Source organism: Solitalea longa (assembly GCF_002920915.1).
GTDB classification, from domain to species: Bacteria; Bacteroidota; Bacteroidia; order Sphingobacteriales; family Sphingobacteriaceae; genus Solitalea; species Solitalea longa.
The window spans coordinates 276,420-302,028 of record NZ_PQVF01000001.1 but is presented as its reverse complement, the minus strand read 5'-3'; the positions used below and the strand labels follow the sequence as shown (position 1 = coordinate 302,028).

25 protein-coding genes are annotated in these 25,609 nt (G+C 38.3%); 15 read left to right on the top strand and 10 right to left on the bottom strand.

Translation table 11 applies throughout. The features are described 5' to 3' along the window. Positions 1 to 96: 96 nt before the first annotated feature. Both C3K47_RS01425 and C3K47_RS01420 read left to right on the top strand, forming a co-directional pair. Positions 97 to 2,451, top strand: a complete 2,355-nt coding sequence (locus C3K47_RS01425; protein WP_103787287.1) for a S9 family peptidase — start codon at positions 97 to 99, stop codon at positions 2,449 to 2,451. A 58-nt stretch (positions 2,452 to 2,509) separates the two neighbouring features. Continuing rightward, positions 2,510 to 3,088, top strand: coding sequence for a DUF2911 domain-containing protein (locus C3K47_RS01420; protein WP_243392476.1), 579 nt, complete (start codon positions 2,510 to 2,512; stop codon positions 3,086 to 3,088). Between the two features lie 52 nt (positions 3,089 to 3,140). On the opposite strand, the gene C3K47_RS01415 is transcribed toward C3K47_RS01420, so the two are convergent. Genes C3K47_RS01415 through C3K47_RS01405 form a run of 3 tightly spaced genes read right to left on the bottom strand, consistent with a single transcriptional unit; the run spans position 3,141 to position 4,690 of the window. Next, entirely contained in the window at positions 3,141 to 3,536 is a 396-nt protein-coding gene (locus C3K47_RS01415) for a hypothetical protein (RefSeq protein ID WP_103787285.1), read from the bottom strand. Continuing rightward, positions 3,529 to 4,053 carry an anti-sigma factor gene (locus tag C3K47_RS01410; protein ID WP_103787284.1) on the bottom strand — a complete coding sequence of 175 codons (525 nt, stop codon included), beginning with the start codon at positions 4,051 to 4,053 and terminating at the stop codon, positions 3,529 to 3,531. The genes C3K47_RS01415 and C3K47_RS01410 overlap by 8 nt, the downstream gene beginning before the upstream one ends. A 55-nt stretch (positions 4,054 to 4,108) precedes the next feature. Beyond that, positions 4,109 to 4,690: an RNA polymerase sigma factor gene (locus tag C3K47_RS01405; protein ID WP_103787283.1), complete on the bottom strand. Its 582-nt coding sequence runs from the start codon at positions 4,688 to 4,690 to the stop codon at positions 4,109 to 4,111. A gap of 258 nt (positions 4,691 to 4,948) precedes the next feature. On the opposite strand from C3K47_RS01405, the gene C3K47_RS01400 reads away from it, so the two are divergent. Beyond that, complete coding sequence (locus tag C3K47_RS01400) at positions 4,949 to 5,320, top strand: DUF6249 domain-containing protein (RefSeq protein WP_103787282.1); 372 nt, start codon at positions 4,949 to 4,951, stop codon at positions 5,318 to 5,320. A 59-nt stretch (positions 5,321 to 5,379) separates the two neighbouring features. Here C3K47_RS01400 and C3K47_RS01395 read toward each other — a convergent pair whose 3' ends face one another. The 5 genes from C3K47_RS01395 to C3K47_RS01375 all read right to left on the bottom strand — a co-directional run bounded on the left by C3K47_RS01395 (position 5,380) and on the right by C3K47_RS01375 (position 10,598). Then, on the bottom strand, positions 5,380 to 5,814 hold the full coding sequence (locus C3K47_RS01395) for a hotdog fold thioesterase (protein WP_103787281.1): 435 nt from the start codon (positions 5,812 to 5,814) through the stop codon (positions 5,380 to 5,382). 82 nt (positions 5,815 to 5,896) lie between these two features. Beyond that, the gene (locus C3K47_RS01390; RefSeq protein ID WP_103787280.1) at positions 5,897 to 7,669 is read right to left on the bottom strand and encodes a PAS domain-containing sensor histidine kinase; all 1,773 of its coding nucleotides are present in this window, start codon (positions 7,667 to 7,669) and stop codon (positions 5,897 to 5,899) included. A 76-nt stretch (positions 7,670 to 7,745) separates the two neighbouring features. Continuing rightward, a complete protein-coding gene (locus C3K47_RS01385) occupies positions 7,746 to 8,237 on the bottom strand; it encodes a hypothetical protein (RefSeq protein ID WP_103787279.1) in 492 nt (163 codons plus the stop codon). An 88-nt stretch (positions 8,238 to 8,325) separates the two neighbouring features. Next, positions 8,326 to 9,999, bottom strand: a complete 1,674-nt coding sequence (locus tag C3K47_RS01380) for a glutamine--tRNA ligase/YqeY domain fusion protein (protein WP_103787278.1) — start codon at positions 9,997 to 9,999, stop codon at positions 8,326 to 8,328. An 89-nt stretch (positions 10,000 to 10,088) separates the two neighbouring features. Then, positions 10,089 to 10,598 carry a hypothetical protein gene (locus C3K47_RS01375; RefSeq protein WP_103787277.1) on the bottom strand — a complete coding sequence of 170 codons (510 nt, stop codon included), beginning with the start codon at positions 10,596 to 10,598 and terminating at the stop codon, positions 10,089 to 10,091. 142 nt (positions 10,599 to 10,740) lie between these two features. On the opposite strand from C3K47_RS01375, the gene C3K47_RS01370 reads away from it, so the two are divergent. The 11 genes from C3K47_RS01370 to C3K47_RS01320 all read left to right on the top strand — a co-directional run bounded on the left by C3K47_RS01370 (position 10,741) and on the right by C3K47_RS01320 (position 21,840). After that, positions 10,741 to 11,148, top strand: a complete 408-nt coding sequence (locus tag C3K47_RS01370; RefSeq protein ID WP_103787276.1) for a cobalamin B12-binding domain-containing protein — start codon at positions 10,741 to 10,743, stop codon at positions 11,146 to 11,148. Positions 11,149 to 11,201: 53 nt separating this feature from the next. Continuing rightward, the gene (locus C3K47_RS01365) at positions 11,202 to 11,984 is read left to right on the top strand and encodes an enoyl-CoA hydratase/isomerase family protein (RefSeq protein WP_103787275.1); all 783 of its coding nucleotides are present in this window, start codon (positions 11,202 to 11,204) and stop codon (positions 11,982 to 11,984) included. Positions 11,985 to 12,113: 129 nt separating this feature from the next. Next, positions 12,114 to 12,632, top strand: coding sequence for a hypothetical protein (locus tag C3K47_RS01360; protein ID WP_103787274.1), 519 nt, complete (start codon positions 12,114 to 12,116; stop codon positions 12,630 to 12,632). Positions 12,633 to 12,776: 144 nt separating this feature from the next. Further along, on the top strand, positions 12,777 to 13,556 hold the full coding sequence (locus tag C3K47_RS01355; protein WP_103787507.1) for an AMP nucleosidase: 780 nt from the start codon (positions 12,777 to 12,779) through the stop codon (positions 13,554 to 13,556). Between the two features lie 355 nt (positions 13,557 to 13,911). Then, a complete protein-coding gene (locus C3K47_RS01350) occupies positions 13,912 to 15,345 on the top strand; it encodes a sigma-54-dependent transcriptional regulator (RefSeq protein WP_103787273.1) in 1,434 nt (477 codons plus the stop codon). Positions 15,346 to 15,354: 9 nt separating this feature from the next. Then, positions 15,355 to 18,138 carry a PAS domain S-box protein gene (locus C3K47_RS01345; RefSeq protein WP_103787272.1) on the top strand — a complete coding sequence of 928 codons (2,784 nt, stop codon included), beginning with the start codon at positions 15,355 to 15,357 and terminating at the stop codon, positions 18,136 to 18,138. 143 nt (positions 18,139 to 18,281) lie between these two features. Further along, positions 18,282 to 19,535, top strand: coding sequence for an OmpA family protein (locus C3K47_RS01340; RefSeq protein WP_103787271.1), 1,254 nt, complete (start codon positions 18,282 to 18,284; stop codon positions 19,533 to 19,535). Between the two features lie 139 nt (positions 19,536 to 19,674). Further along, a complete protein-coding gene (locus tag C3K47_RS01335) occupies positions 19,675 to 20,700 on the top strand; it encodes an AI-2E family transporter (RefSeq protein ID WP_103787270.1) in 1,026 nt (341 codons plus the stop codon). 70 nt (positions 20,701 to 20,770) lie between these two features. Next, positions 20,771 to 21,001, top strand: a complete 231-nt coding sequence (locus tag C3K47_RS01330) for a YtxH domain-containing protein (protein ID WP_103787269.1) — start codon at positions 20,771 to 20,773, stop codon at positions 20,999 to 21,001. Positions 21,002 to 21,053: 52 nt separating this feature from the next. Further along, entirely contained in the window at positions 21,054 to 21,434 is a 381-nt protein-coding gene (locus C3K47_RS01325; RefSeq protein ID WP_103787268.1) for a phage holin family protein, read from the top strand. Further along, positions 21,406 to 21,840 (top strand): hypothetical protein, encoded by a 435-nt coding sequence (locus C3K47_RS01320; protein ID WP_133159309.1) that lies wholly within the window; start codon positions 21,406 to 21,408, stop codon positions 21,838 to 21,840. Before C3K47_RS01325 ends, C3K47_RS01320 begins: the two co-directional genes overlap by 29 nt. 41 nt (positions 21,841 to 21,881) lie before the next feature. Here C3K47_RS01320 and fcl read toward each other — a convergent pair whose 3' ends face one another. Next, positions 21,882 to 22,808 carry a GDP-L-fucose synthase gene (fcl, locus tag C3K47_RS01315; RefSeq protein ID WP_103787266.1) on the bottom strand — a complete coding sequence of 309 codons (927 nt, stop codon included), beginning with the start codon at positions 22,806 to 22,808 and terminating at the stop codon, positions 21,882 to 21,884. Continuing rightward, entirely contained in the window at positions 22,801 to 24,813 is a 2,013-nt protein-coding gene (locus C3K47_RS01310; RefSeq protein ID WP_165784600.1) for a site-specific recombinase, read from the bottom strand. The genes fcl and C3K47_RS01310 overlap by 8 nt, the downstream gene beginning before the upstream one ends. 117 nt (positions 24,814 to 24,930) lie before the next feature. On the opposite strand from C3K47_RS01310, the gene trmB reads away from it, so the two are divergent. After that, positions 24,931 to 25,572 (top strand): tRNA (guanosine(46)-N7)-methyltransferase TrmB, encoded by a 642-nt coding sequence (gene trmB, locus C3K47_RS01305; protein WP_103787506.1) that lies wholly within the window; start codon positions 24,931 to 24,933, stop codon positions 25,570 to 25,572. Positions 25,573 to 25,609: the final 37 nt, after the last annotated feature.

Genomic DNA, 25,609 nt, shown 5'->3' with positions numbered 1-25,609 from the left:
AAACGGGCATCTCTCTTTTTATGTATCAATCATGTTGGAGTTAAAAATGCTCAAATGCACTTATTATCTTGCAAAGTAATAACATCCTGAAACATAATGAAGAAACTGTACCTTGTCGCTCCTTTCGTTTTTTTTTATCTCAATGCCTCGGCTCAAAAACTAGATTCCTTAAGTGTTGAAAAAATCATGCGCGACCCAAAATGGATCGGCGTTTCACCTTCAGCCTTATTTTGGAGTGATGACAGTAAAAATGTTTACTTTAACTGGAACCCCGACAAGAATAAAAGTGATTCACTTTACACGGTTTCTACTGACAATAAACAGGTTATTAAAGTAATTTCTGCCCAAAGACAAAACCTGGCACAAAATGCCGTTTATAACAAGGCCCACTCCATAAAGCTCTATGAAAAATTTGGAGACCTATTTTTGCAGGACCTTAAAACAGGCATGCTTCGACAGCTAACCTATACCGTTGATCAAGAATTATTTCCTTCATTTTCTGGCGAAGAAGACAAGGTAATCTTCAGAAAAGGCGATAATTTGTTCAGCCTTTCTATTTCAAATGGAATGCTTGCGCAACTAACCAATTTTCAAAAGGGAACCAAAATAAAAGAAGGCCGCCTGAATGAGCAGGATCAATGGCTCAAGAACCAGCAGCTAGCTGAATTTGAAATTCTAAAACAACGTAAAGCACAGAAAGAGGAAACATCAAAGGCAAGAAAACGGGACCAGCCAAAGCGATTAAAAGAAATTTATCTCGAAGGCCGAACTGTTGATGACCTTAAATCAAGTCCGAATGGACAAATAATAACATACAATCTTACTACCGGTGGCGATGACCGAAACACTGTTGTACCAACCTATGTAACAGAATCGGGTTATACCGAGGAAATCCCAACGCGAGCGAAGGTTGGCGGTATACAAACCAGCAGTGATTTTTTTGTTTATAATAAGGAACGTGATACGGTTTATGAAGTCTCCACGCTTCAAATCCCTGGAATTTATGACCTTCCAGACTACTTAAAAAACTACACTACAGAGAAGAAATCCAAAGAAAAAAATAAAGAGGCCCGTCAAGTTGTATTCCGGGCTCCTTTTTGGAGTGAAGATGGCAAAAATGCAATCGTTTCAGTTTATTCTGCCGACAACAAAGACCGCTGGATTTTTAGTTTGGATGCGACAACCGGTAAGCTAAAACTAATTGATCGCCAGCGTGACGAAGCCTGGGTTGGAGGTCCTGGCGTAGATATGTACAATGAAAACATCGGTTGGATAGACAATTCATCGATTTACTACCAAAGCGAAGTATCTGGCTATTCTCATCTATACTCCTACAACTTTACTACAGGCAAAAAGCAGCAGCTTACTTCGGGCAATTGGGAAGTTCAATCAGTTCAATTAGCTTCCGACAAGCGCAGTTTTTATATTACGGCTAACAAGGAGCACCCTGGAACCAAAGATTTTTATAGGCTTGCCGTTACAGGAGGACCTTTGGAGCGTTTAACTTCTATGAAAGGTGCGAATGACATTAAGCTTTCGCCTGATGAAAAATGGCTGGCCATACGCTATTCTTATAGCAACAAGCCTTGGGAATTATATCTGCAAGAAAACAAAAGCGGGGCAGCAGCTCTACAAATCACCAATTCAGTTTCTGAAGAATTTAATTCTTATAAGTGGAGAGAGCCGGAAGTGATCAGTTTTGTAAACCGTTCGGGCAATGTAGTTTATGCTCGCCTTTATCAACCGGAAAAGCCACATTCTAACAAACCGGCTGTAATTTTTGTGCATGGGGCAGGATATTTGCAAAATGCGCACTACTGGTGGAGTAATTATTTCAGGGAATACATGTTCCATAATTTCCTTGCCGATAAAGGTTATACCGTACTGGATATCGATTATCAGGCTAGCTCGGGATATGGTCGTAACTGCCGCACCAATATTTACCGCCATATGGGAGGTGCCGATCTGAACGATCAGCTTGACGGCGCAAAACTGCTTGTTGAAAAATACAATGTAAACGCCAAAGCAATTGGTATTTATGGCGGTTCATATGGAGGATTTATGACCTTGATGGCGATGTTCACACAGCCCGATGTTTTCAAAGCTGGTGCCGCTTTGCGGTCGGTAACGGATTGGGCGCATTACAATCATGGATATACCTCTAATATCTTAAACTCGCCGATAACGGACAGCATTGCTTATAAACAAAGTTCTCCGATTTATTTTGCCAATGGGCTTAAAGGCCGGTTGTTAATGTGTCATGGAATGGTTGATGTAAACGTTCATTTCCAGGACATTGTACGTCTTTCACAGCGCCTGATCGAACTGGGTAAAAACAATTGGGAATTGGCGGTTTATCCGATGGAAGACCATGGATTTGTGGAGCCCAGCAGCTGGACCGATGAGTACAAAAGAATATTTAAATTATTTGAAGAAGAACTAAAACATTAATTCTTCTAAAACGTTCAAAGTGCATTTAATTACTAGTTTTAAATAATAATATACCCTAATGATGAAAAAGTTTAGCCTTGCGATTATGGCTTTTGTTGCCTTTACATCGAGCTCAATTGCTCAAACGAAAGACAGCATTCAAATAATTCCAATTGATAAAAGTCCGGCTGATATTGTTTATTACCCAGCGCGTGCGGCTTTTGAAAGAGACATTACTAAAAGTCCGATAGCCCGTGTAATTTACTCGCGTCCTCAAAAAAATGGTCGCGAAATATTTGGCAAGCTGCAGGATTATGGAACTGTTTGGAGAACGGGTGCAAATGAATCGACCGAGGTTAAGTTTTATAAAGACGTGAAGATTGGCAACAAGGTGATTACTGCAGGAGAATACTCATTGTTTACCATTCCAAATAAAGATAAATGGACTGTGATCCTTAACTCGGTAAATGATAAATGGGGTGCTTATTTTTATGATAAATCGAAAGATGTAATAAGAATAGATGTACCGGTAAAAACTCCCGCCAATCCAATTGAGGTATTTACAATTCTATTTAAAGATGATAATAGCAGCGGAGCCAAAATGGTAATGGGCTGGGATAACTGCTATGTAGAACTTCCAATAAAATTTCAGAATTAAAAATTAAAGAGGCCATAAAAAAGCCCTCGATTTAAACCGAGGGCTTTTCTATTTATCGAGACTGCATTTGCAGCTGTATCTTATTTTTACCCGACTTATATTCCAACCAAAGGTTAGCATTATCGAGCTTTCTAATAATGTAGATATTGATCTCGGTATTAAAAACCGTTTGCAATGTGCTGTCAGTTAATAAACTCCAATCTCCATCAGGTGCCGGAATACAGTTTTCATTAACCGCGCAAATTCTTCGATACTTTAAGTTGGAAAAGAAGATATGTTGGCGCCCGGGAGCTACTGCCGATTGTCCGTTTGTCAGGATCTTTGTTTCTATCCAGGTACGTGACAATAATTTATACCTGCCATCCTCGTCGCCTTCCTTTACACATGCCGAAGGTAACAGACAGAAACCGATACCTAAAAGAAAGGATAGTTTGATAATCTTATTCATGCAACACGCTCAATAATCTGTTTCTGCTAAGCAGCTTATCGACAAAAATCAACAGTAATACGGCATCGATAATAAAAAAGCCAAACCAGAAACTGCGGTTACCTAACAAGGAATCAACTTGTGAGTTTACAACACCCTGTACCTGGTTGCTAGCCGCAACATACTGAGTTGAAGGCTCAGCAGGAGCATTTCCGATAGCAAAAAACAGCAAGCCAACAATTAAAAATGCAAATATGGCTGCCACTCCGTAAATGATCTTCCGATTCACTAATGTTTTTAATGCCGAAACGGGGGGCGCTAATTCCGCGCGCCATTTGGTCATTACATTAGCTGTAAAAGCAGGCGAAGGAGTTTCAAGTTCCGTCGAAGCTAAAGACGCGTTAATCGCTTTGATCTCCTCAAACTTTTGTTTTAGTTTGGGGTTCATCGAAATAGAACGTATCAGTTCGGCGGCTTCTGCTTCTGGAATAAGTCCATCAGCTAAGTCCCAAAGTTGTTCTTCTGTGATCCGATTCATATTCAATCCTTTCTATTTACTACCTCACCTTGCAAACGCAAAGATAGGCAGTATGTTATAATAATTCCTTTACTTCATCTTTTAATAAGAGCTCCAATTGAGTTCTTAGTCGTTGCCGGGCCCTATGCAGCTTTACCTTTACGGTATTGGCCGGCATATTTATTACCGTAGCAATTTCTTCAAGCGATTGCTCATGCAAATAAAACAAGGTAATAATGGTGGCATCATCTGGTAAAAGCTGATCAATTGCTTTTTTTAGATATTCGCCTCTAACCTTAAACTCAATGCCACTGCTGGCATCATCACCCGAAGCATCTTCCACAATTATAGGATGTTCATCATCGTCGAGCGAAGACGTATCCAGTTTTCCTTTCCTTAATTTACTCATTGCAGATGTATATACAATTGAATACAACCAAGTGGTAAATTTTGATGTACGCTGAAAAGAAGCCAATGAACGAAAAGCTTTTAAGAAACTATCCTGTGCCACCTCTTCCGCATCTTCACGATTTTTTACAAAGCGCAAGGCAAGGGTAAAGGCATAACGTTGATGCCTGTTCAACAGGTCGACGTATGCCCCTTGATTTCCATTTAATGCATGTTCTATAAGCTCAATATCCGATAATTGCTTTATCATTGAAGGTTATGACGCTGTGCAGCCCTAATTGGTTACATCTAAGCACTAAATTACATTATTTATCGCTAGTTAATATTACTTAGTTTATATACCAAAACAGTACTGGGTGTTACAACTTCCACTGACACAATGCCTAAAATATTTTAATCCAAGGGTGTAACCTATCATTTAATCAGGTAGTCATAGTATTCAAATCACTTGCAATAATGATTTGAGATAATTAAAAAATGTTAAACTACTAATTAAAATATAAACATTATGGAAGGTATATTAGTTCCGATTCTGATCTCTCTGGGCGCATTTTTAATGGTCTTTGGCTTGAGATATCTTGAAAATAAAGAGAGAATGGCGATGATAGAAAGAGGAATGGACCCTGGCACCCGCAAGAAAAATACAAATCCGGCAGGAGCATTAAAATGGGGATTGTTATTTATTGGTGTGGGAACCGGTCTACTCTTAGCCCTGATTTTAACACAATACGTTTTTGTAAATATGGATGAAGAGGCAATGCCAGCAGTTTATTTTGGATTAATCTTTATCGGAGGCGGTTTCGGTTTGATAACTTCATACAACCGCACTAAAAAAGAAATTCAAAGTGAAAAACAAACAGAGCAACAATCGGTTTATTAAGAACTAAGTTTATTTAATAAATGAAAAAGACCTGGAAACGCTTCCGGGTCTTTTCATTTTTATACCTTTCCTTTTGATATTACCATAACCGTTAGCCGGCTTAAGCAATTCATCTTACCCTGCTCATTATAAATTTTAATTTCCCAAACATGAACCGAGGCGCCAAGTTTTATAGGTGAACAGACGCCTGTTACCAATCCCGAACGTACCGCCCGTAGATGATTAGCATTCACCTCTAATCCCACACAATCGTATTTAGTTGTATCAACACAGAGAGTTGAAGCTACGCTTCCCAATGTTTCAGCCAAAACCACTGAAGCTCCTCCGTGCAAAATGCCATATGGTTGATGCGTACGTTCATCAACCGGCATGGTTGCTTTAATAAAATCATCGCCTATTTCGGTAAAATTGATATCGAGCAATGAACCGATATGTTTCCTATGCCCGTATCGGTTATTTATTTGTTCAACGGTGAATTCACTCTTCCAGATCATAAGGGTATTTTTGAATTCCTAAAATAAGCTTAAATGCAATTATTATGAACTACTCCGTATTTGGAAAAGTAATAACTTTGAACTAACTCTCTGATGAATAATCTTTTAATTCTGGAAGTTGAATAACAAACTCGGTTCCTGTACCTAAGATGGAGTATAAACTTATTTTGCCCTTAAGCTTAGTTACCATTTCTTTTACAATATAAAGCCCCAACCCCGATCCCGAATCTGCCTGATGCCCTTTATAAAACATGCCGAATACTTTGGTTTGATGCTTTTCTTCAATTCCGCGCCCATTATCTTTAACCCTGATGGTTGCCATATTATTCTTTACGGTAACCTCTATATAAATAAAAGGTTCTCTTCTACTATACTCATGAAATTTGATGGCATTGTAGATCAAATTATTAAGAATGGTTATTATCCGGTTCTTATCAGAATTAAACGCTTCGGTTTGGTTAATTACTTTGGTGAACTTTATTCTATTGACATTTTTAATAAACTTAAAACTTTCAATACTGTCATCAATCAAACGGTCAAACCATACTTCTTCAATCAAAATTTCCAAACGACTATTGCGAGAGTAATTCATAATGTCAAGCACAAATCCATCGAGCCCTTTTATAGCTTTTTCCATTAAACTGAAATAATGGGCTCGCTCCTTTTCCGAAGTTTCCATTTTAGCCAATTCGATTAAACCAAGTACAGAATTTAAAGGCGATCGAAGGTCATGTGAAGTGGTATAAACCAATCTATCAAGCTCGGCATTTGTTTTTTCAAGCTCTACATTTTTACGTATCAGCTGTTCTTCGGCATACAGTTTATCGGTAACGTCCCTTACAATTCCGCGATACCCAACAATATCATTCTTGCGGTTTTTAATACTAGTGGCCGACACTAACAATTGTAGTTGTCGCCCATCTTTGGAAACCAATGAAACCTTAAAATCCTTTACAAAGCCTTTCCGAGCTATTTCCTCCCTAATTATTAGACGATCCGAACTGTCTTTATAAAAAGGGATAATATTTCGAAACTGATTGATCTCTTCTCTTGAACTTACTCCCAAAAGATTTAGCCCAGCCTGATTGATACTTAATATTTCGCCGTTAACAGAAGATATAAAAACCATGTCGAGTGACTCCCTGAATAAACGACGGTATTTTTCACCCGACTCTTTTAGTTTTGCTATGAAAATGGCCGTTAGCCAAACACAGATACCGAAAAGCAGCAAACCGGCAATAAATGTAATCACCAGTATTTTTGACTTGAGTTCTCTGATCGAATTGCTGATTTCAACTGAAAACTGTTGTTCAAGCAGTGTTAAACGATCATCAAGTAAACGATTTTTTTCCTGAAACTCATGGATATCGCCCAAGGACAATTGCCTAGTTTTTATTTCTTCGTGAATATGGTAGCCAAGGGTATGCAGCTTATTAATATAGACATCAGCTTCTATCCAAATGGCCACCGGTTTTTTCATCAGTTGACTGTTCCGTCCATATTTAAAAAGGAGTACCATGTTTCGGATATCAGCAGGATGAATGCCTGTTTTAATGAAACCGGATCTCACCAGGTACATGTTCGACTGATCTTTCTCAAGTTCAAGACGGGCCTCCTGGGCTCCTAGAGGAAGTGCTATATTTTCTTTGAATTTTTGAAAAAAGATTTCGTTTTGAGTGGAAATATATAGGCTTAAGTTATAAGTAGCTTCTTTTTGACCTTTTGAATACCTGCTTTCGGCGCCAACATACGCCCTGACAGCCGCCAGCGTTTGCAACCCTAAGAAATTGAGTAGAAACAAAATTCCGGTGAGAGTAAAAAACAATGCAATAAATGGCAGCAACCTTTTTACCATAGCCTCAAATTATAGAAAATGCTATTATAAGTATTTATGATAAAAGATTATATGTTCATGAGCGCCCAACCTTTCATTAATGAGCAACATCTTTATTAACAAACTCGAAATCAGGGTTTTTGGCTTCAATAAATTTAATGAAGCGCTTTAATTTTTTATCGTGTAAAGCTTTAAAGGTAAACACATCTCCATAACCATCTCCATCTAAATAAAAGACCTCAAAAGTAGTAGAAGGATTTGCTCCTTGGTGCGATCGGGAAGTTAACTCGATCCGTGTAATGCGTTCTAAAGGAATATGATTTACGATCAGATGCTTGCTATCCACCAGATACATAATACTTTCATCAAACTCAACGTGATTATGGGCACGCTCAAAATACTTAATGATAATGAAACAAATCCCATAATGAATGATCCGCTGGAAAACAGTGAACCATTCCCAGTGAGATGGAATTAAGATGAACTTAAAAGTACCATGAGGAGGAGGTACAGAAAGTAAAACGAACAAAATAAAAGCGTAAACCAATCCTCTTCCTATATAATACCCTGTTGACAAGCGTTCTCTCATACAATTGCCTTTGTTAATACTTACAGTTCATAAAAAACGCCATCAACTAAAATGCAGATGGCGTTTTGAATATACTTAAATTTCCTTTTTATCCCTTTTTAACCTCTTTGGCCCATGAATCTTTCAGGGTAACGGTGCGGTTAAATACCAAGTGCTCTGGTGAAGAATCCTTATCCATCACAAAATATCCCTTACGAATAAACTGGAAACGATGTTCCGGATTGAAATCTTCAGCTAAAGCTGGTTCGATATAAGCCTTTTTGATAATTTGTAAACTATCAGGGTTAATGTATTCTTTAAAATCACCTTCTTCACTTGCCGGATTCACGACTTTGAACAAGCGTTCATACAGTCGAACTTCAGCAGTTTTCGCATGCGTAACACTTACCCAATGAATTGTTCCTTTTACAGCAATACCACTGGTGTCATTCCCCGATTTTGAATCAGGGGCGTAGGTACAATGAATCTCTGTTACATTTCCTTCGGCATCTTTTACAAAATCAGTGCAGGTTACAATATAGGCGTGCTTCAAACGGGTTGAAAGGCCCGGCCCTAAACGGAAGAATTTCTTTGGAGGATTTTCCATAAAATCTTCACGTTCAATCCAAAGTTCCTTGCTGAACGGCAACATACGAGAACCGTCGCCACCTTCAACCTCAGGGTTATTTTCACCCTCAAGCATTTCTACTTCACCCTCAGGATAATTAGTAATAACCATTTTTATCGGATCAAGAACAGCCATTCTTCTCCATGAGGTTTTATTCAGATCCTCACGGATACAGAACTCAAGCAAACTTACATCAATGACATTTTCACGCTTTTGAATACCAATACGCTCACAAAACTCACGGATGGAGGCAGGTGTAAACCCACGGCGACGTAAACCACTGATAGTTGGCATGCGTGGATCGTCCCAACCTTCAACATAATTTTCGTTTACCAGTTGCAATAATTTACGCTTGCTCATCACCGTATAATTCATATTCAAACGGGCAAACTCATATTGCTTTGAAGGGAAGATTCCCAGTTTTTCGATACACCAATCGTACAACGGACGATGTGGAATAAACTCCAGCGTACAAATTGAATGCGTAATTTCTTCAATCGAATCACTTTGACCGTGCGCGAAATCATACATTGGATAAATGCACCATTTATCGCCTGTACGATGATGATGAGCATGCTTAATACGATAAATGATCGGATCGCGCATGTGCATATTAGGTGAAGTCAGATCGATTTTAGCGCGAAGCACCTTTTCACCATCCTTAAATTTGCCTGCTCTCATGTCTTCAAACAACTGCAAGTTCTCTTCAACACTGCGGCTGCGATACGGACTTGGAGTTCCCGGTTCGGTAGGATTGCCTTTTTGAGCAGCAATTTCTTCTGATGTTGAATCATCAACATAAGCTAAGCCTTTTTTAATAAGCGCTACTGCAAATTCGTACAACTTATCAAAATAGTCGGAGGTATACAATTCCTCTGACCAGTTAAAGCCCAACCACTTTACATCTTCCTTAATGCTTTCTACGTATTCAGTATCCTCAGTAACAGGGTTAGTATCATCGAAACGCAGATTGGTTTTTCCATTGTATTTATTTGCCAAACCAAAATTTAAGCAAATAGATTTGGCATGACCAATATGTAAATATCCGTTAGGTTCAGGCGGAAAGCGTGTTAACACTCGCCCATCATGGGTTCCTTCGGCTAAATCTTTTTCAATTATTTCCTCTAAAAAGTTAAGCGATCTCTCTTCACTCATAAAATATCGTCAGAATTTAAAAATGCAAATATAGCAGAGTATTAGGTTAAAGCAGGTAGAAATTAAGGATTATTGCCATTGCTGTGCAATTAACGACTTGATTTAACTTGAGCTACTATTGCTTCAGGGTCGTCAAGCGATTCGATCTCACTTTCACTCAACTTTAACGAAGCAATAACCTTAGCTTTACATGGATAAATAATCAACACCACAATGCTTATCCCAATAGAACAAGCTTCAAGGATCATATTTTTTGTAAACAAAAACGAAAGCATAAATGCCATAGCAGTAACCTGAAAAGCAAGTAACGTCATTAAATATGCGCCGCGGTAATTATTTAACTTGTCAATTATAGATTCCAATGACTGGGCCTTCAATATCCTTTTAGGATACCAAAACAATTGGAGATACATAGCTATAACACCAAAAATAGCAGCTATGTACACATTAAATGATCCATTATATGGGGATTTTTTAATTAAGAAATCGGGATGATAAAGGGCATAAACAATGAAAAAACTCATTGGAACCACAATGCTGAGGTAAGTAGTAAATAATGAACGAAAGTATTCCTTGCCATTTTGGTCTTGCATTTCCATAGAAAGATATGATTTATAAAAAACTTTAAATGAATTCAAACCTTATCGTTTTTATTCAATTTTAGAAGAATGTTAATGTTTGAAAAAATTACATTTGTAACACCAACCCTTTAATGTTAAGGGCACTTATGATGACCAATTGATGAACAGACCTATTCGAGTTTTAGTTGCCAAGTGCGGCCTTGATGGCCACGATCGAGGTGCCAAAATTATAGCCACCTCGTTGAGAGATGCAGGCATGGAAGTTATTTATACCGGCCTGCGACAAACTCCCGAAATGATTGTAAACACTGCCCTGCAGGAAGACGTTGATGCCATTGGCATCAGTATCCTTTCTGGCGCTCATATGACCGTTTTTCCAAAAATTATGAAACTGATGAAGGAAAAGCAATTGGACGATGTCTTGTTAACCGGCGGAGGCATCATTCCTGAAGGAGATATGAAACAATTAAATGAGCTTGGCGTAGGTACTTTATTCCCTCCAGGAACAAGTACCGCCGACATCGTTGAATATATCTCAGACTGGACAAAAGAACACCGATCTTTTTAGGTCTTCAATTTGCTTAGCCAACACATTAATCATCTTTTCCTAAAAATCATTTTATTATGTACAACAATCTTTTAGTCGAAATAAAGAACCGTATTTTATATATAACTATTAATCGTGCAGCCAAGTTAAACGCACTTAATAAAGATACGCTTGCCGAGCTAAGTGCGGTTATTAAAGATTTTATTACAAATGCAAAAGCAGGAGTAGCCATTATTACCGGCGACGGGCCTAAAGCCTTTGTTGCAGGGGCCGACATTTCAGAGTTTGCGAACTTTACAGTTGCCGAAGGACAGCAACTGGCAACCGATGGCCACACCAATGTTTTCGACCTTATTGAAAACAGCCCAAAGCCTATAATTGCTGCTATAAATGGATTTGCTTTAGGCGGAGGTTTAGAATTAGCCATGGCTTGCCATATTCGTATTGCAAGTGAAAATGCAAAGCTTGGACTCCCTGAAGTAACACTGGGATTAATTCCGGGATATGGTGGCACTCAACGATTAACTCAACTTGTGGGTAAAGCTAAGGCTTTAGAAATGATCTTAACTGCCGATATGGTAAGGGCAGAAGATGCAAAAAGCATTGGTTTAGTAAATGAGGTAACCCCCGAATATGCGCTTATAACCAAATGTGAAGAATTAGCAGAAAAAATGCTTAGTCGTGCACCATTAGCACTCACGTCAGCGCTAAAGGCTGTAAACGCATTTTATTCGAAAGACAAAAATGGCTATATCGTTGAAATTGAAGAATTTGGAAAGCTTTTTGGCACTGATGACTTTAAGGAAGGGACACAAGCTTTTATTGAAAAACGTAAAGCTAATTTTACAGGTCGGTAATTTTTGAATCGGGCTTATTTATTAACTTCGTTTCACCATTACCAAATGGTAAACAACATAAATCTTCTACTTTCATTAAATAGTTGATTGCTTATTTTTTTTGAAAAACAATACAAACAAACTCTAATTATGAAACGTCTCACTTTATTAGCTATACTTTTTGTTAGCGCTCTTATGGTATCAAACCATGTTAATGCACAAGCTCCGGCTGGTAAAAAATTATTAAACATTGCTTTTGAATCAGGCTTCCCTCTTGGCAATGCTGCTGATGTGTACAAGATTGTATTAGGTGGTTCTCTACAGGCCGAATTTCCAGTTAAGTCCAACCTTTCAGTAACAGCAACGGCTGGTTATTCAACATTTACCAATAGTAAAATTGATGGACTTGAAGGTTCGGGGTTTATTCCCGTAAAAGTTGGTGGTAAGTATTATTTCGCAAGCAATTTTTATGGCATTGGCGAATTAGGAGCGGCTTTTTATACAGGAGATGGTTCTTCAACCACATTTGTGTATGCTCCTGGACTTGGATATTCCTTTCCTGTTGCAGACAATAAATTTGTCGATGTTTCAGCTCGCTACGAAGGTCATACAGGAGACTTTGACAGATCATTTTTCGGATTACGATTTGCGTATTCATTTGGCTTCTGAGAAAAATCTTAATTAAGTTGAAAAGCTCACCGATTTCGGTGGGCTTTTTTTGTACCTTGTAAATACGATAGTTTATAAAACGATTGACAGGTAATGCAGAGGTTGTATTACCGAAAAGATGAAATCAATCAAATAATAAAGCTTATGAAAAGTAGAGAAGAAATTGTGGCCAATTGGTTGCCACGCTACACAGGTACCGAGTTAAAGGATTTTGGCGAGTACATTCTGTTGACCAATTTCAATAATTATGTAAGGTTATTTGCCGAATGGAAGGGGGTGGAACTTAAAGGGCAAGATAAGCCCATGCTTAATGCAACCTCCGATGATATAACCATTATAAATTTTGGAATGGGCAGCCCCAATGCCGCCATCATAATGGATCTATTATCTGCCATAAAGCCCAAGGCAACTTTATTTTTAGGTAAATGCGGAGGATTAAAACGTAAAAACGAATTGGGTGATCTTATTTTACCAATAGCTGCGATTAGAGGCGAAGGAACTTCAAATGATTATTTCCCGGCCGAAGTACCTGCCTTACCTGCATTTTCCCTTCAGAAAGCGGTATCCACTGCAATCAGGGAGCATAAACGCGATTACTGGACCGGCACTGTTTACACAACTAATCGCCGGGTTTGGGAGCACGATGAAGAGTTTAAAGATTATCTCCGAAAAATCCGCTGCATGGCTATTGATATGGAAACTGCCACCCTTTTCACTGCAGGTTTTTATAACAAAATCCCGTCGGGAGCTTTGCTTTTGGTTTCAGACCAGCCCATGATAGCTTCGGGTGTAAAAACATCTGAAAGCGATTTAAAAGTTACTGAAAAATATGTTGAACAACACTTAAAAATTGGCATTGAGTCGCTTTATCAGCTCATAAATAAAGGAAATACAATTAAACATTTACGCTTTGAAGATGTTTAAAAGTAAAATGATCTTATTTATACAGAAGCCGGCATAAATACCGGCTTTTTATGTTTTTATAATTAGGACCGTTTTTTTACAAACTAATTTGGTTCAGGCTTTGCATTATTTTAACTGAAACCAAGTTTAATACATACAATTAAACTCAACCAGCAAAAGGATTTATCATAACTGTGCAGCACAATTCTTTTGTCGTACTATATGATTATAAGCATATATAAACCTGATAAACAAAAATATTGGGCATCGATTTTTACGAATTAAAGAAAAAGTGTGGAAAAAAATACACACCTTTAATTTAGATCCTTGCTGGGAAGTTGAGTACTCATTTTTTTAGATTTTAATATCGAATAGCATGAAAAATATCCTGATCATTGACGACGAAGTAAACATTGGACTACTATTAACACGTTTTTTAACCAAACATGGATTTAATGTAGAAACCGCCACAAGTGGAGCAAAGGCTATGGAGTTGCTTAATGTTAATCGGTACGATTTAATATTATGCGATTACCGACTGGAAGATACAGATGGTCGTGATATGCTTGATAAAATACTTGCCATACACCCTCAAACCATTGTAATTATAATAACAGGTTATTCTGATGTTAAAATTGCTGTGGAAATGGTTAAAAACGGCGCTTACGATTACATTTCGAAACCGCTTTATCCCGATGAAATATTAAACACCATAAATAAGGCACTGGAAACAGCTCAAGTACGCAAAAACGAGCAGACCGAGTCAATTCAAGAAGAATCAAAAACCTCAAAACCCACTAAAACACAACAGGGCGTTTTGATAACTAAAAACTATGTGCTTGGAGATTGTGAATCTGCTAAGGAACTCTACCGGCAGATAAGCCTGGTGGCACCTACTAATTACAGCGTTATTTTATTTGGTGAAAGTGGGACAGGAAAAGAATCAGTAGCGAATATGATCCATCAGAACAGCCCCCGTAAAGATAGACCGTTTATACCGCTCGATTGTGGTTCATTATCAAAAGAATTGGCAGGTAGTGAGCTGTTTGGACATGAAAAAGGTTCATTTACAGGAGCTTTGGCTCAAAAAATTGGTCATTTTGAAATGGCAAACGGAGGAACCTTGTTTCTTGACGAGGTAGCTAATTTATCATACGATATTCAGGTTTCGCTATTGCGTGTTATTCAGGAACGAAAAGTAAAGCGTATTGGAGGAAATAAAGAGATTGAATTAGATGTTCGTATTCTGGTGGCATCCAATGAAAACCTTTGGGAGGCTGTTCAAAAAGGCCGATTCCGTGAAGACCTTTTCCACCGTTTTAATGAGTTCAGTATACATATTCCTCCGTTAAGAAACCGTCATGGCGATTTGATGCAATTTGCTGAACATTTTTTAAAGCAAACGAGTATTGAATTGAATAAACATATTCCCGGTTTTTCACCTGAAGTTATTCGCTATTTTACACGATACAGCTGGCCGGGTAACATTCGTGAGCTAAAAAACGTAGTTCGTCGAGCAGCACTTTTAACAGAAGATGGTAGTGAGATTGAATCACGTTCGCTCCCACTTGAATTATTAGAACTAAACTTTTCTCCCATCGCTTCCTCAACAGAGCCGCAATTTGTAGAACCGGTGAGAACGGTGGCATTCAGTCGAAATGATTTAAAATCAGCCGCTCAGGAAGCCGAGTTGGATACCATCATGAAAGTATTGAGAGAAGTAAATTTTAACAAAACCAAAGCTGCTGCCATTTTAAATATCGACAGAAAGACTCTTTATAATAAAATGAAAGCAATGAAGCTTAATTAAGATTGCAGTGTGAAGAATAGCTTAAGCCGCATTTTTGGTAATTATGAATTACCATCCCAGTTTATTTGGTCAACACTTATTATTTGTGTTCTGCCAAGCTTTTTAAACTTACTGGGCTTTGATTTTGGAGTTCATGACCAGGTAATTGATATTACCAAGTTAAATACGTTAAACTATGAGAGCCAGCAAAATATTATTTACTATGCGCTGGCCGGACGTTTCGTCCATATTATCCTAGTAAGTATAGCCATTACCATTGCCTTCCTAACAATCATTCTAGCCTTTGTTGATTACAGCATAAAACGGGACATAACCACTCCAATAGTTGGAGTAGCACTTTTTTGTGCCGGATTGTTTGATGTATTTCACATACTTTCAGCAACACAGTTGTTATCCATAACCACTGAATTAGTTGATATCTCAGCCTTTACCTGGCTCCTTAGCAGTGGATACCACGCATTTATTCTCATTATTGGAACCGGCATGTTTTTGATCATGCGCCCTGTGGGAACCATTACCAATGAACGGTCCAATGTCCGCTTTGTAAGCTTTATAAGTATCATCTTCGTTTTACTTACCTTCTTAACGATCAATGTGCTGTTAAATCTGAAAAAGCTACCCACCTCAGCAATAACCGGTAAGTTTTATACGCATCCAGCAGATGGAATCCCTTTATTACTTTATTTCCTTGCACTGGTGTTTGTATTCCCTAAGTTTTATCACCGCTATCCTTCAAAATTTTCATTAACGCTTATTTTAAGCCTTTTCCCTGCAATTTTTACACAGTTGCACATGGCGTTCAGTATGCAAATTTTTGATAATCATTTCATGATCGCTCATTTCATGAAAATGGTTACCTATGTCATTCCTTTCTGTGGGTTAGGCCTTAATTATTTAGAAACCTTAAGGAATGAAAAAACGGTGATTGCCAATTTGCATCAGGTGGCTGAGGAGCGGAAAAAAGCCGAAGACCTTATTGGTGGGGTACTCAACAGCTCGACCTATGCCATCATTACATTTGAAACCATTAGAAATGAAAAGGGAGACATTGTTGATTTCCGTTCTATTTTAACCAACCCTGTTGCCGAATATCTCTTACGCAAGCTTTTTAATTACTCATTTCAAGGCAGTTTGGTTAACCGAAAATTAACAGAAATATTTTTAACTGTAAAAGAATCGGGATTGTTTAGTGAATACGTAAAAGTTGTTGAATATGACACCTTATTCGAAACTCAGCACTACTCAAGAAGCTTAAATAAATGGTTTTACATTAATGCGGTAAAGTACCGGGATGGTTGCGTTATTGTTTTTGATGATATCTCTGAAATTAAAAAGAACGAAATTGATCTTAAGGAAAGCAAAAACTTTATAGAGAAAATTGCTACCAATACACCAACGGGCATTCTGGTAATTGATATTGAAGTGTTAAAACCGATTTATTGCAACAAAGAACTGCTGCAAATTTTGGATATCACCGAAGAAGAGCTATTCCAAATCAACAAAGTACAACTTAATTCAATTATAAACGGTGAAGTTCAATTAAACACCGAGGATTATTCGGGCAGAATGTATGCTGTTGCTGAAGGCCAGGTTGTAGAAAATGAATATCGCTTTAAACGTCCATCAGGCGAGTGGCGTTGGCTTTCATCACGCCGGGTAGCTTTTAAAACAGATTACCATGGAAATACCACCCAGGTACTCAGCGTAATTCAGGATATAACTGAACGTAAACATAACCAGGCTAAAATCCTTAAGAGTGAATATAAGTATCGCAGCCTGTTCGAGCAATCCAAAGATGTCATCTTTATAATTAACCGCGATGGCAATATTATCGATATCAACCAATCGGCTGTAAGCTTATTAGGCGTAAACCTTTCAGAGTTAAAGAGCTCGAATCTTCGCTCGTTTTTCTACTTAAAAAAAGATTGGGAAGAATTTCAGCAAGAATTAATTCAACGTGGAAACCTTAGTGACAAAGAGGAAACATTAATAAGCAGAAAAGGGCAACGTATTTACGCTTTGATTACCGCTTCGGCCCAATACGATAGCGAAGGTCGATCCATTTTCTTCCAGGGAATAATCCACGACATAAGTGCTCTTAAACAATCAGAACAAGAGAGAATCGTTTCGCAGAAACTGGATGCAACGGAGCGGGTGGCACGAACCATTGCTCATGAGGTCAGGAATCCATTAACAAATGTAAACCTCGCACTGGAACAGCTTAAACTCGAAATAAATGATACTGAAAACAATTATGATTTCTACTTCGATATCATTCAGCGCAATTGCAAGCGCATTAATGTGCTGATCACGCAGTTGTTGAACAGCACACGTGCCGAATACCTCGAACTACAAAAGAAATCAGTTAATACACTAATTGATGAAACGCTTGAATTGGCAATTGACCGCATCACGCTCAATGAAATTAAGGTAGAAAAGGATTATATGCTGCCTGACTGTGAGATATCGGTTGACAATGACAAGATTAAAATAGCCATTCTTAACATCATAATAAATGCTATTGAAGCCATGCTTCCTCAAAAAGGGGTTTTAAAAATTAAGACTACCTGTGAGCAGGATAAGGCAATTGTAGAAATTGCTGATAATGGAACCGGTATAAAACCCGAAAATCTGGGCAAACTGTTCGAACCATTTTATACCGAAAAGCAAAACGGAAGTGGTTTGGGGTTAACCAGTACTCAAAATATCATATTAACTCATGCCGGAAGTATTGATGTTGAAAGCAAGCTCGGCTATGGCACTCGTTTTATCCTCAAATTCAAGCTGGCGTGACAAAAAAGTTACAATTTCAATAATCTTCTGTAAAACAGCTCAATAGTAAATAGTTATTGAAAACAACACCTGAATGACTGTTCATCATCATGAAAATGGCAATTAAATTGCCTTAGCTTTGCCCCAACAATAAAAAGTTTAATATGAACAAATTTACTTTTAAGAAGATAGCAGCTATGACGCTGGTTACAGCATTTAGCGGTCTATCGGCATTTGCCCAAGATGGAGGCGCGAAAGTGTTTGGCGGGACCAAACAATTCAGAACTTGGCAAATCGGAGTAAACGCGGGTGTAGCAGCACCTGTAGTTTTCTTAGGAGGCCATAATGACTACAACAAATGGGACGCTAACTTTGGTTACGGCCTGTACGTTCAAAAACAATTAACCCACGCCTTTGGTTTAAAATTAGACTATCAGGGTGGTAAAGTTGCAGGTAGCTACAATGGTTCTACTAACAATCAAGGTTACCCTGGTTTCAACTCGTTTTCAACCACTATTAACTATGCTGTTTCATTACAAGGTCAGGTAGACCTGACTAGCTTGTTATGGAAACGTGACAGCAAAGTGGCATTGTATCTACAAGGCGGTTACGGTTTAACCGGTTACAAACCAGATGCAGATACACGCACTGAGCAGTTCTTCCCAGTTGGCGGTGGATTGAAATTCAGACTAGCTGAAGGTATTGGCTTAGACTTAGGTTACACCATGAACTTCCTGGATGCTGACAATTTGGACAGAACTTGGTTTGGTCCAAGCAGTGACAAGTGGTCATACGGTTACGCTGGTTTAAACTTTGCCCTAGGAGCTAAAGAAAAGAAAAACCTGGACTGGGTAAATCCATATGCTTTGATGTATGATGAGTTGAAAGACGATCAGTTGCGCAAAGAAGTGGAAGCATTAAAATCACGTGTAGCGGCTAACGAAGGTGAAGTATCGAACCTTAAAAAAGATTCAGACGGTGACGGCGTATCAAATATATTTGATAAAGAGCCTAACACTCCTGCTGGTAACGTAGTAGACGGAGCCGGTCGTACGATCGTATTCCCAACTCCTGCACCGGTAGCAGCAGTGGAGCAAAGCAACACCATTCAGTTCGACTTCAACTCCGACAAATTACGTCCAGAGTCATCAGGTGCAATTGAAAGCATGGCTAACGAGTTAAAAGCATCAGGTGGTAAAATGTTGTTAGAAGGTCACGCTTCAGAAGAAGGTACCGAAGCTTACAACATGGACTTGTCGAAACGTCGTGCTGCTTCAGTGAAAAAAGCATTAGTGAAAGCCGGAGCAAAATCAGGTAACATCACTACTAAAGGTTACGGCGAAACTCGTCCGGTAGCATCTAACGATACTGAAGAAGGTCGTCAGAAAAACCGTCGCGTTGAATTCAAAGTACAATAGTCGTAAGAAACGATAAACCATAAAAAAGGGAGTCCCGTAGATAAACGGGGCTCCCTTTTTTATGGTTTAAGACCTCCAAAAAGCCGCATTTAATTGAATTATCATTATCTTTCAATATTATACTAATCAAATCACCAGCATGTCTTCATTTACTTTAAAAGAACGCAACAGCATAATTTTGATTATCATTTTGGCACTGGGAGGTTTCTTATTCTATGCTACTCTGGACATTATGGGTGCAGTCTTGGGATCTGTAGTGTTCTATACCATATTCAGGCCCTTGAATTTATACCTCATCGAGAAAAAGAGGTGGAAACCAGGTTTATCTTCTATTTCAATTATTATTCTATCCTTCTTTATAATTGTAGTTCCCTTTTTCTTTACCATTTCAATGGTGGTTGGCAAAATTCAGGACTTTAGCCAAAATACAGCCTACATAAAGGAGATGTTGGCCAATATTGATCGTTTTGCAGCGCAGCGATTAAAACAGCCTCACCTTGTACAGGATATATTCGTCAAAGCCCAGGGAATTGCCGTCCAGGTATTTTCGAGTATTATTGGAAGAGTGGGCCAGGTATTACTGGAAGTATCGATCATGTATTTCCTGCTCTACTTTATGCTGGCCGATTACAAATCATTTGAGAATTCTCTCATTAAATACTCACCTTTATCAAAAGTAAATAGCGTTAGATTTGGAGAGGAAATTAAAAACATGACCTTTTCAAACGTGCTAGGACAAGGTTTGATTGCCTGCGTTCAAGGTACTTTATTGACCATTGGCTTCTGGATCTTTAAAATCCCTGATCCAATATTCTGGGGGATCATTTGCATTTTTCTTTCCTTTTTACCTGTTGTTGGAGCCCCGTTAATATTTGTTCCCGCAGCTATTATAAGCATTTCTAACGGCAACTCCTTTTCAGGGGTGGGCATATTGCTTTGGGGATTTCTGCTAATTACCAACATCGACAATGTTTTGCGCTATTTCATATCAAAAAAATTCGCTAACACACATCCCATTATTGTAATTGTAGGGGTCATAATTGGCATCCCAACTTTTGGAATTTTAGGTTTAGTTTACGGTCCTTTGCTAATTTCAGGTTTTATCATTCTTGTAAATATTTATGAGACCAATCGAGAAATATTAAAAGAAGAAGAAGTAAATTAAGGGATGCCTAACCGAAAGTTTTGGCATAGAAATTCGTACTATTTAATTAAATATCCAAAATTGAAAAGCTATGAACGATAACACAAAAGCATTACTGGCATTTTTTGCCGGCCTAGCAGTTGGTGCCACTTTGGGCATTTTGTTAGCTCCCGAAAAAGGATCCGATTTGCGAGAAAAGATTGGCGACTCTTTAAAAAAAGGCGGAGATGACCTTTTGAGTAAAATCAATAGTGGAATTGATTCAGCAAGAAGTCGCTTCTCTAAAACTGTACAACAAGCATCTGATGAGCTTGGTGTTTAAAGCAACTAAGGGAAGCACAATTACTGTACTTCCCTTCAACAAACTTTAACCGATGAATGAACAAAAGGAACTACTTGACACAAATACACTAGTAGATAATATTAAAGATTATATCGCCTTAAAGTTGCGTATAGTCACACTTTCTGTTGCTGAAAACACAGCTAATCTTTTAGCCAGTCTTATAACCAGAGCCGCAGTTCTCTTATTCGTTATCATGTTTTGTTTTTTTGCAAGTACTGCCTTGGCGCTATACCTTGGTCAACTATTGCAAAATCAGGCTTTAGGATTTTTAATAGTAGCCGGCATTTATCTATTTATTAGTTTGATCATTATTCTAATAAAAGACAAATACCTGGAGAAACCATTGGTCAACACAGTTATCCGTAACTTTTTCAAAGGCAGTAATGATGATAAAACTGACAACCAAAATTGAGAACATTGAGCAGCTAAGAGCCGAAAGAGCCCGATTAAAAGTGCTTGCTGATGCAAAAGAATTGGAACTTAACAATCAGTTTAAGCAGATAAATGAACGTTTAAAGCCTGTGCAGAAGGCATTGAACTTTTTCATGAAAGGCGGAGGAAGTGAGAACCTGATGAGCTCGGCATTTATGAGTGGCATTAAGTCTGTTGTTCCTTATCTGCTAAGCAGTTTTATTACAGGAAAAAAACGAGGATTTTTTGGAGCGGCAACAGCCGTTGGTGGGGATTTACTGTTAAAGAACCTCAAAGACTTAGATTTTGATAAAGTCCTCTCCTCAATAGGAGGCTTGTTTAAATGGAAAAAGAAAGATTCGAAGGGAGATGAACCCATTGATTGGGAACATGAAATTTATACTTAACAAGAAAGCTCATCAAAATTGATGAGCTTTCTATATTTATGTTATTGCTTACTTAAAAAATCGTTATAAGCTAATTTAATTCCTTCGGGCAACTCAATTTGATGTTTCCATCCCAGTGAGTGAAGCTTTGAAACATCCATTAATTTTCGTGGCGTACCGTCTGGCTTTGAGGTATTAAAGGTAAGTTCACCATTAAATCCAACTATTTCCTTCACCAGTAACGCTAACTCTTTAATAGATAAGTCTTCACCTGTCCCTACATTCACAAAACCAACTTGGTTATAATTTTGCATTAAATAAAAACAGGCTTCAGCAAGATCATCTGCATATAAAAATTCGCGTTTAGGAGACCCTGTCCCCCAAATTTCCACCTGTGAGAGATTATTCTTCTTCGCTTCATGAAACTTACGGATAAGAGCTGGAAGCACATGCGATTTCTCTAAATCATAATTATCATTAGGCCCGTATAAGTTAGTTGGCATAACTGATACAAAATTGCAACCATACTGGGCACGGTAAGCCTCACACATTTTTATGCCTGCAATTTTGGCAATGGCATAAGGCTCATTGGTAGGTTCCAGCAAGCCGGTTAACAAGTATTCCTCTTTTAATGGCTGAGGAGCCATTTTAGGATAAATACATGAAGAACCTAAAAACATTAGTTTCTTAACCCCATGAACATACGATTGGTGAATCACATTGTTTTGAATACATAGGTTCTCATAAATAAAATCGGCACGGTAGGTATTGTTGGCAACAATGCCACCCACTTTTGCAGCAGCAAGAAAAACATAATCCGGCTTTTCTGCTTTAAAAAAGTCAGCCACAGCCTGTTGATTTCTCAAATCTAACTCCGACGAGGTTTTGGTTATAATATTTACAAAACCCTCTTTTTGCAACTTGCGGTAAATTGCCGAGCCCACCATTCCGCGATGGCCGGCAACGTATATTCTTGAATCTTTATTCATTTATTAAAGTAGAATCGACGGGCAAAGATAAATTCTTTTTTCTGGGTGGATAAAAGAAATCCATGGGTTTTGCAAAGAAATGTGCCAGCACACGGGTAAACAATTCCCCTGTTTGGCTAAAATTAACCTTTCGGGATCTTAAGGCGACTAATAATGAAAGGCTAAAGCTCACTAAAAAATTCATCAAACCAATTAAAAAGATTCCTAAGAGGGAAGTCCAGATAGTTATACCTGATAGAAAATCGCCCAATGTATAATAAGCCATCGCAAAGCTACCTCCGGCCAACGTTACGTGTCGTATGTCAAAAGGCAGCCCGGTGATCTGTCCAAAAATTGCAGCAAAGCCCAGAAAAAAACCAAGGTATAGATTACCCATAAGGCCGCCATAATTTTTTTCAATATAACTACTCATCTTATTGATCCTTCGTTGTGAGAAATGCCGTTGCAAAAAACGATTATTCTTAATACGAAGGCCTACATTTCCATAGTGTACATTATTATCATAATAACCATTGATTATACCCGAAATAAAGAGGAAAACCCCGGTTATTACCGCATACAATACCGAAAGTGAATGTACCGGATCAATACTTTTAATTGTTTTGAGCGCCTTTGCTTCATCAACAATGTAGCTTCCTGTAAAATAATGATAGGCCCATGCGATAAGATAAGGAAGCGGTATAACGATAATTAAATTACCCAGAAATGAAGCGAACTGGCTTCGCGAAAGTTTTACGATCAAGTCAGCCGTTTTATCCAAATTGATCGTTTGGTGTTTCTTATCGTCGAGCGCACTTGCTAAGGCTGAGGCCGTCATAGAAGGCTGCTTGGTGGCCAGCGTTGAATGTGTTACAAAAATGGCTATAAAGCTCAAGGAGTAATTCAGGCTGAATAGAAGCCCCTCAACCAAAGGAGCGGTTTTCAAACTTCCAATAACAAACTTTATCCAGGTAGTAAATGAAATTATCAGCCCGCCTCCCATTGATTGCAACAGGAACCGATAATATTGACGAGGGGTATCGGTGATGTAATGTTCACCGGTTTGACTGGTAAGCTCAACCACCTGGTAAGCCAGCATTTGAGTATTTTCTTTAATATGCTGCCTGATACCATGCTTTTGGTTTTCGAAACGAACCATACGGATAAAAATTTCAACCGCCAGCATTAACCTTTGCTCCTTTGTTTCGCTTAAAATTGAACCCAAAACCCGTCCCAAACGCTCAATGTTCTGCTCTATCCTCAATAATAAATAAGCCAAACTTATACTTACCCCCGATCGCCTTTGCCCTTTGCGAACGTGTTCAATCGACTCCCGACATTGGCTGAGCATTACCAAAATATGCCTGTAAAGCTGCTGAATATGTACCTTATCAGGCTTTGATTCATTGGCTAGTTCCACGAGCTTGTTAACCTCATAAGAAAGCACCTGGAAAGGAGAATTAAAATTTTCGATATGGGGTAACCTCACAATCATTTCAGGTTCTAGACCTAATGAGGTAATACGGCTTGCTAATATTTGGGCAGAAGCAAACAAGGAAGGATTGAATTCATTGGGTAGAAAAGCGTTTTCTTCCACCGAAAAATCCATCAGTTCAAATAAATCACACCAAATATCCATATGAATGGCCTCCACCCATTGATAGTCATCCGGTTCATAAAAAACATTGGCTATAACACTCAGCAACTCATCTTCCTCAATGTAATCGGGCAATATTTTTTCATTAAAACGTCTCAGTAACTCAGATATAAAACTTCTGCGAGGTGAAATACCCAGTTCAGTGAATAAGCGGATATGATTTTTTGAACTTATGATATGCTGAATAAACTTCCGGAAAGCATATAAGAGTTGAGGATCTTCATTTAATAAGTCGATCAATTGTTTGAGGTTTTCCTGGGCTGAATTGATTACAGTTTTCGACTCAGGCCTTAAACTATTGACAAGCATAGCGAGCTCTTCCACCGAATTTTGCGGCGATTTTCTGATTTGCTCCAGTATTAATTTCATTTTGCTCATGAAGAAATAACAACTCTTAAAGCAGGTTATTGTTTAAAGATATTAAATCGATATGGGCTCCCTGTATGAACATCCATGTTTTTAGCAGACTTTATTATCTTTGCGGCCGTGGGAAAGAATAAAATACGTCAGTTTGCTGAGTTAGATACGTTTCATAACGTGTTTCAAAAAGACGGTTCTTTAAAAGGAAAATGGAGAACCGAGTTTTTTAAAAATGATCATCCAATTGTATTGGAGCTCGCCTGTGGCAAGGGTGAATATACCGTAAATCTTGCCAAACAATTTCCGGAGAAAAACTTTATTGGTGTTGATTTGAAAGGCAATCGTTTGTGGACGGGCGCAAAAATGGCCATTGAAGATCGAATTGAAAATGTGGCGTTTTTACGTATTCAAATTGAGCACCTGCAATCGTATTTCGAAACTATGGAAGTGGATGAAGTGTGGATCACCTTTCCAGATCCTCAACCGCAGGTAAGCCGGGAGAAGAAACGTTTAACCTCTATGCGTTTCCTGGAAGTTTATCGGCCTATATTAAAAGAAAATGCCATTATCCATTTAAAAACAGATAATGATCAGCTGTATGAATATACTTTAGAGGTAATTGCCGAAAACAAGCTAACCTTGCTGGCAAACACCAATGATGTTTATTACTCTGAGCTTTTAGATGAGGTGCTTTCAATTAAAACATATTACGAGCGAAAATACCTTTCACAAGGTAAAAATATTAACTACGTGCGTTTTAGCCTGTAAGTTCTAAAAACTGTTTTTGTTCTTTTGCTTTCCAAAC

Bases quoted from the DNA above. Each gene is read 5' to 3' on its own strand.
- C3K47_RS01395 (WP_103787281.1), bottom strand. From the start codon at position 5,814: ATGATCTGGAAGAGTGAATTCACCGTTGAACAAATAAATAACCGATAC.
- C3K47_RS01350 (WP_103787273.1), top strand. From the start codon at position 13,912: ATGAAAAATATCCTGATCATTGACGACGAAGTAAACATTGGACTACTA.
- C3K47_RS01340 (WP_103787271.1), top strand. From the start codon at position 18,282: ATGAACAAATTTACTTTTAAGAAGATAGCAGCTATGACGCTGGTTACA.
- C3K47_RS01390 (WP_103787280.1), bottom strand. From the start codon at position 7,669: ATGGTAAAAAGGTTGCTGCCATTTATTGCATTGTTTTTTACTCTCACC.
- C3K47_RS01420 (WP_243392476.1), top strand. From the start codon at position 2,510: ATGATGAAAAAGTTTAGCCTTGCGATTATGGCTTTTGTTGCCTTTACA.
- C3K47_RS01405 (WP_103787283.1), bottom strand. From the start codon at position 4,690: ATGATAAAGCAATTATCGGATATTGAGCTTATAGAACATGCATTAAAT.
- C3K47_RS01400 (WP_103787282.1), top strand. From the start codon at position 4,949: ATGGAAGGTATATTAGTTCCGATTCTGATCTCTCTGGGCGCATTTTTA.
- C3K47_RS01370 (WP_103787276.1), top strand. From the start codon at position 10,741: ATGAACAGACCTATTCGAGTTTTAGTTGCCAAGTGCGGCCTTGATGGC.
- C3K47_RS01360 (WP_103787274.1), top strand. From the start codon at position 12,114: ATGAAACGTCTCACTTTATTAGCTATACTTTTTGTTAGCGCTCTTATG.
- C3K47_RS01385 (WP_103787279.1), bottom strand. From the start codon at position 8,237: ATGAGAGAACGCTTGTCAACAGGGTATTATATAGGAAGAGGATTGGTT.
- C3K47_RS01320 (WP_133159309.1), top strand. From the start codon at position 21,406: ATGATGATAAAACTGACAACCAAAATTGAGAACATTGAGCAGCTAAGA.
- C3K47_RS01380 (WP_103787278.1), bottom strand. From the start codon at position 9,999: ATGAGTGAAGAGAGATCGCTTAACTTTTTAGAGGAAATAATTGAAAAA.
- C3K47_RS01355 (WP_103787507.1), top strand. From the start codon at position 12,777: ATGAAAAGTAGAGAAGAAATTGTGGCCAATTGGTTGCCACGCTACACA.
- C3K47_RS01310 (WP_165784600.1), bottom strand. From the start codon at position 24,813: ATGAAATTAATACTGGAGCAAATCAGAAAATCGCCGCAAAATTCGGTG.
- C3K47_RS01410 (WP_103787284.1), bottom strand. From the start codon at position 4,053: ATGAATCGGATCACAGAAGAACAACTTTGGGACTTAGCTGATGGACTT.
- fcl (WP_103787266.1), bottom strand. From the start codon at position 22,808: ATGAATAAAGATTCAAGAATATACGTTGCCGGCCATCGCGGAATGGTG.
- C3K47_RS01325 (WP_103787268.1), top strand. From the start codon at position 21,054: ATGAATGAACAAAAGGAACTACTTGACACAAATACACTAGTAGATAAT.
- C3K47_RS01330 (WP_103787269.1), top strand. From the start codon at position 20,771: ATGAACGATAACACAAAAGCATTACTGGCATTTTTTGCCGGCCTAGCA.
- C3K47_RS01425 (WP_103787287.1), top strand. From the start codon at position 97: ATGAAGAAACTGTACCTTGTCGCTCCTTTCGTTTTTTTTTATCTCAAT.
- C3K47_RS01335 (WP_103787270.1), top strand. From the start codon at position 19,675: ATGTCTTCATTTACTTTAAAAGAACGCAACAGCATAATTTTGATTATC.
- C3K47_RS01375 (WP_103787277.1), bottom strand. From the start codon at position 10,598: ATGGAAATGCAAGACCAAAATGGCAAGGAATACTTTCGTTCATTATTT.
- C3K47_RS01415 (WP_103787285.1), bottom strand. From the start codon at position 3,536: ATGAATAAGATTATCAAACTATCCTTTCTTTTAGGTATCGGTTTCTGT.